Annotated in this window: 3 protein-coding genes; all 3 read right to left on the minus strand. The window is 72.2% G+C overall.

Translation table 11 applies throughout. From position 1 onward, the window contains the following. Window positions 1-2 precede the first annotated feature (2 nt). The 3 genes from DEF28_RS25845 to DEF28_RS25855 all read right to left on the minus strand — a co-directional run bounded on the left by DEF28_RS25845 (window position 3) and on the right by DEF28_RS25855 (window position 3850). Complete coding sequence (locus DEF28_RS25845; RefSeq protein WP_114400790.1) at window positions 3-1277, minus strand: SAM-dependent methyltransferase; 1275 nt, start codon at window positions 1275-1277, stop codon at window positions 3-5. Window positions 1278-1329: 52 nt separating this feature from the next. Beyond that, window positions 1330-2748, minus strand: a complete 1419-nt coding sequence (locus DEF28_RS25850) for an FAD-binding oxidoreductase (RefSeq protein ID WP_181874457.1) — start codon at window positions 2746-2748, stop codon at window positions 1330-1332. Between the two features lie 175 nt (window positions 2749-2923). Next, window positions 2924-3850, minus strand: a complete 927-nt coding sequence (locus DEF28_RS25855) for an NAD-dependent epimerase/dehydratase family protein (RefSeq protein ID WP_114400791.1) — start codon at window positions 3848-3850, stop codon at window positions 2924-2926. Between the last annotated feature and the right edge of the window lie 103 nt (window positions 3851-3953).

Genomic DNA, 3953 nt, shown 5'->3' on the forward strand with positions numbered 1-3953 from the left:
GCCTAGGGCGCCTCCGGCTCGAAGCTCGGGCGCAGCGGCATCCGCGCGTCGGTGCCGTCGAGCTTGACGCCGAGGATCTGGTGCAGCTGGACGACGTTCCTCTCGAACCCCAGGACGCAGCCGGCCATGTAGAGCCGCCAGACACGGGCGGTGCCCTCGCCGACCTCCTGGACGGCGGCGTCCCAGTTGCGGTCGAGGTTGGCGCCCCAGTGCCGCAGCGTGCGGGCGTAGTGCTCCCGCAGGTTCTCCTGGTGCCGGATCTCGAAGCCGGCGTCGTTCATGGCGCTCTGCAGCCAGCCGGGGCCCTCCAGCTCGCCGTCGGGGAAGACGTAGCGGTTGATCACCCCGCCCGCGTTCATCGGCGGCAGGTCGTTGCGCGGCCGGGTGATGGAGTGGTTGAGCAGCCGGCCCCCGGGCCGCAGCTTGGCGTACAGCGACGCGAAGTAGGCGGGGACGTTCCGCTTTCCGATGTGCTCGGTCAGGCCGATGGAGCTGATCCGGTCGTACACGCCGTCGGGCACGTCACGGTAGTCCATGTGCCGCACCTCGGCGAGGTCGCCCAGCCCCTCCTGGGCGATGCGCTTCTGCGCCCACTCCGCCTGCTCCTTGGAGAGGGTGACGCCCAGCGCCTTCACCCCGTGCTCGCGGGCGGCGTGCATGACCATCCCGCCCCATCCGCAGCCCACGTCGAGCAGCCGCATGCCCGGTCGGAGGTCGAGTTTGCGGGCGACCAGCTCGTACTTGTGGAACTGCGCCTGCTCCAGGGTGGCGTCCTCGGCCGGGTAGACGGCGCAGGTGTAGGTCATGGACGGCCCGAGCACCAGCTCGTAGAACGCGTTGGAGACGTCGTAGTGGTGGTGGATGGCCTCGGCGTCGCGCCCCTTGGAGTGCCGGCGCACGCCGCGCCCCAGCAGCGTCGAGCGCCGCATCTCTTGCGGCGGCGGCGGCACCCGGTTGACGAACTTCACCCAGCCCACGTCCCGGACGAGGCCGGCCACCTGGAGCGGCGACATGCGCCGGCCCTCCTCGAAGGCGACGTCGGACATGCGCCGCAGCGCCGTGTACATGTCGCCTTCGAGGTCGATGTGCCCGGACACGTAGGCGCGGGTCAGACCGAGGGCCCCGGGCGACTGCGCCAGGTAATTGATCGCCACCGGCGTCCGCACGATCAGCGTGACGTCGCTCTCGGGGTCGCCCGCGACGCTGCCGTCGTAGGCCCGGAACCGGACGGGGGCGTTCGGTCCGACCACCCGTTCGAAGATCTCCGCAAGCCGCATTGCCTTCCCTTCTCGCCGCACGTCGCCCCCTCCCCTCGTGGGGGCCGGCGTGTCACCTGTTTCCCACGCACTTGGCGTAGAGGTCGAGCAGCCGCCCGTCCGGGTCGTAGGTCCGCTTCAGGCTCCGGTAGGCGTCGCCGTTGTAGAGCCGCCAGAACTCGTCCTCGGTGTAGTAGGCGTCGGAGTACAGCGACTTGTGCCCGCCGAGCCGGGTGACCTCGGACTCGATCAGCCGGTTGTGCAGCGGTCCGCGCTGCCCGGGCCGCACGGGCACCAACCCCCAGAAACCGAAGTTGACGTAGAGCCGGTCCTGTTCCAGCGGGTAGAGCGGCCAGACGTCGCGGTCCGCCGTGCCGGGAGCCGGCTTCTCGCGCAGCCGCAGCGGGCACATCCAGACCGGCGTCATCTTGATCTCGCTCTGGAAGAAGTCGAGGAAGTCCGCGCCGCGCTCCACCGGGACCTCGACGTCCTGGATCACCGGTTCGGACTGCGGGCGCCCGCGGTAGTGCGCCAGCAGCCGGCTGAGGTCGGTGCGGCGGTCGAGGGCCACCAGTTTCCGGTAGACGTCGGAGCGCTTGAGCGAGCGCGGCCAGATCCGCCGGACCACCGGGTGCTGGACGCCGAGCGCGCGCGAGCACCAGAACCAGTCGGTGTCCCAGCGCCACAGGTAGTCGTGGACGGTCAGGTAGTCGCCGGGGCCCGTTCCCGCGTAGCGCGGGATGGAGCGGTAGTAGATGTCGGCACCGGTGTAGTCGCTGGTCCAGGGGGCCTGGTCGGTGAAGCGCGCCAGCGTGAGGTACAGCTCGTGGCGCCCGAAGGCCACCCCGTCGGCGAAGTCCACCCGCTGCCCGTCGTGCACGCCGTCGGAGCAGATCCGGGCGAGCGCGTCCATGGCGGCGGCCGCGGAGTCGAACCGCAGGTGGCGCAGGTGCACGTAGGGCTTGACCGGCTCCAGCTCGATGCGCAGCCGCAGGCTGTAGCCGAGCGTGCCGTAGGAGTTGGGGAAGCCGTGGAAGAGGTCCCGGTGCTCGTTGTCCCGCCGTGCCGTGACGACGTCGCCGGATCCGGTCAGGATCTCGATCTCGGTCACCGACTCGTGCGGCAGGCCGTTGCGGAACGACGAGGACTCGATGCCCAGGCCGGTGACGGCGCCGCCGAGTGTGATGGTGCGCAGCTGCGGGACGACCAGCGGCATGAGGCCGTGCGGGAGCGTGGCGGCGACGAGGTCCTCGTAGGTGGTCATGCCGCCGACGTCAGCCGTCCGGGCGTCGGGGTCCACCGCCAGCACCGAGGAGAACGCGTGCACGTCCAGCGTGGCCGCGGCGGGCGTCCGGCCGAACCGGAACAGGTTGGAGGTGGGTTTGGCGAGCCGCACGGGCGCACCGGCGGGCAGCCGGGCGTACTCGCGCCGCAGCCGCTGGACGGCTGCGACGTGGTCGGCGAGGTCCCGTTGGGCGGGCGGACGGATCATGTTCACCTGCTTGGCCACAAGGCGACATCGTAGTGAGCGGCCGCGTTCCGGGACAGGCGACACGGCCTGGACGCAAGGCTATTCCTACCGGAAGGTAACCCCTCGGCCGGGGGCCGGCACGGCGGCTGGCCGCGGGCTGCGGGCAGCCGCCTGGCGCTCCTCGGCTCGGGCGCGCTCAGCGCGCCGCGGGGACCGGCATCTCGGTGCGGACCCAGTCCAGCACCGAGCCGTGGCGGGGCGCCCATCCCAGTTCCCGGCGGGCCCGGGGACCGCGCACCCGGCTGTTGGACCCCAGGGCGTAGACGGCGTGCTCGTACCCCCACTCGGCCGCGGCCTCCTCCACGCTCCACCGCTGCGGCCGGCCGAGCCCGAGCCGCTCGGCGACGGCGGCGGTGATGTCGGCGAAGGCGGCCTCGCCGTTCTCCGCGAAGTAGAAGGCTCCGGCGGGCGCCCGGTCCAGCGCGCGGAGGTAGAGGTCCACGACGTCGTCGATGTGCACCGTCGACCACACGTTCTCGCCGGCCCCGACGTGCCGGGGAACGCCGCTGGCCGCGGCCTGCCGCGCGAGCGCCGGCACCTGGATGCTGTCGGGGTGCACCCCGCGGCCGCGGCCGTAGATGAGGGTGTTGCAGATGACGGCGGAGCGCACCCCGTATCCGGCGGCGGCGCGGACGAACCGGTCGATGGCCACGCGGGCCGCCTTGTCCGGTGTCGGCCGCCACGTGCTGCCGGGGTCGTGGACGGACTCGTCGACAGGGTCGCCGGTGGGCGGCCCGCCCCGGGCGTCGTCGCCCGCGATGCTCGACCCGCTCGTGTGCAGCAGGGCCTTTCCGGTCCCGGTGAGGGCGGCGGCCAGCGCCGCGACCGCCCCGTGGTGGTCGCTGTCCGCCGCGTTGACGACGGCGTCGGCGCGCTCGGCCTCGCGTGTCAGCAGGGCGAGGTCGTCCAGCGCCCCCACCACGGGCTCGACACCGTGCGCGCGCAGCCGTTCGGCCTGCTCGGCGGACCGGGTCAGTCCGCGCACCCGGTGCCCGTTCTCGATCAGGCCGGCGGCCACCGATCCGCCGATGTAGCCGGTGGCCCCGGTGACGAAGAGCTCCATGCCGCACTCCCGGAATTTACTTGCACATACATTAATTGCAGATGCATATACTGCTCGCCGGAGCCGACTCCGTCAAGCCGCCCCCGGATCGCTACCCCGCCCC

Source organism: Marinitenerispora sediminis, from assembly GCF_003336425.1.
Lineage (GTDB): Bacteria > Actinomycetota > Actinomycetes > Streptosporangiales > Streptosporangiaceae > Marinitenerispora > Marinitenerispora sediminis.

Bases quoted from the DNA above. Each gene is read 5' to 3' on its own strand.
- DEF28_RS25845 (WP_114400790.1), bottom strand. From the start codon at position 1,277: ATGCGGCTTGCGGAGATCTTCGAACGGGTGGTCGGACCGAACGCCCCC.
- DEF28_RS25850 (WP_181874457.1), bottom strand. From the start codon at position 2,748: ATGATCCGTCCGCCCGCCCAACGGGACCTCGCCGACCACGTCGCAGCC.
- DEF28_RS25855 (WP_114400791.1), bottom strand. From the start codon at position 3,850: ATGGAGCTCTTCGTCACCGGGGCCACCGGCTACATCGGCGGATCGGTG.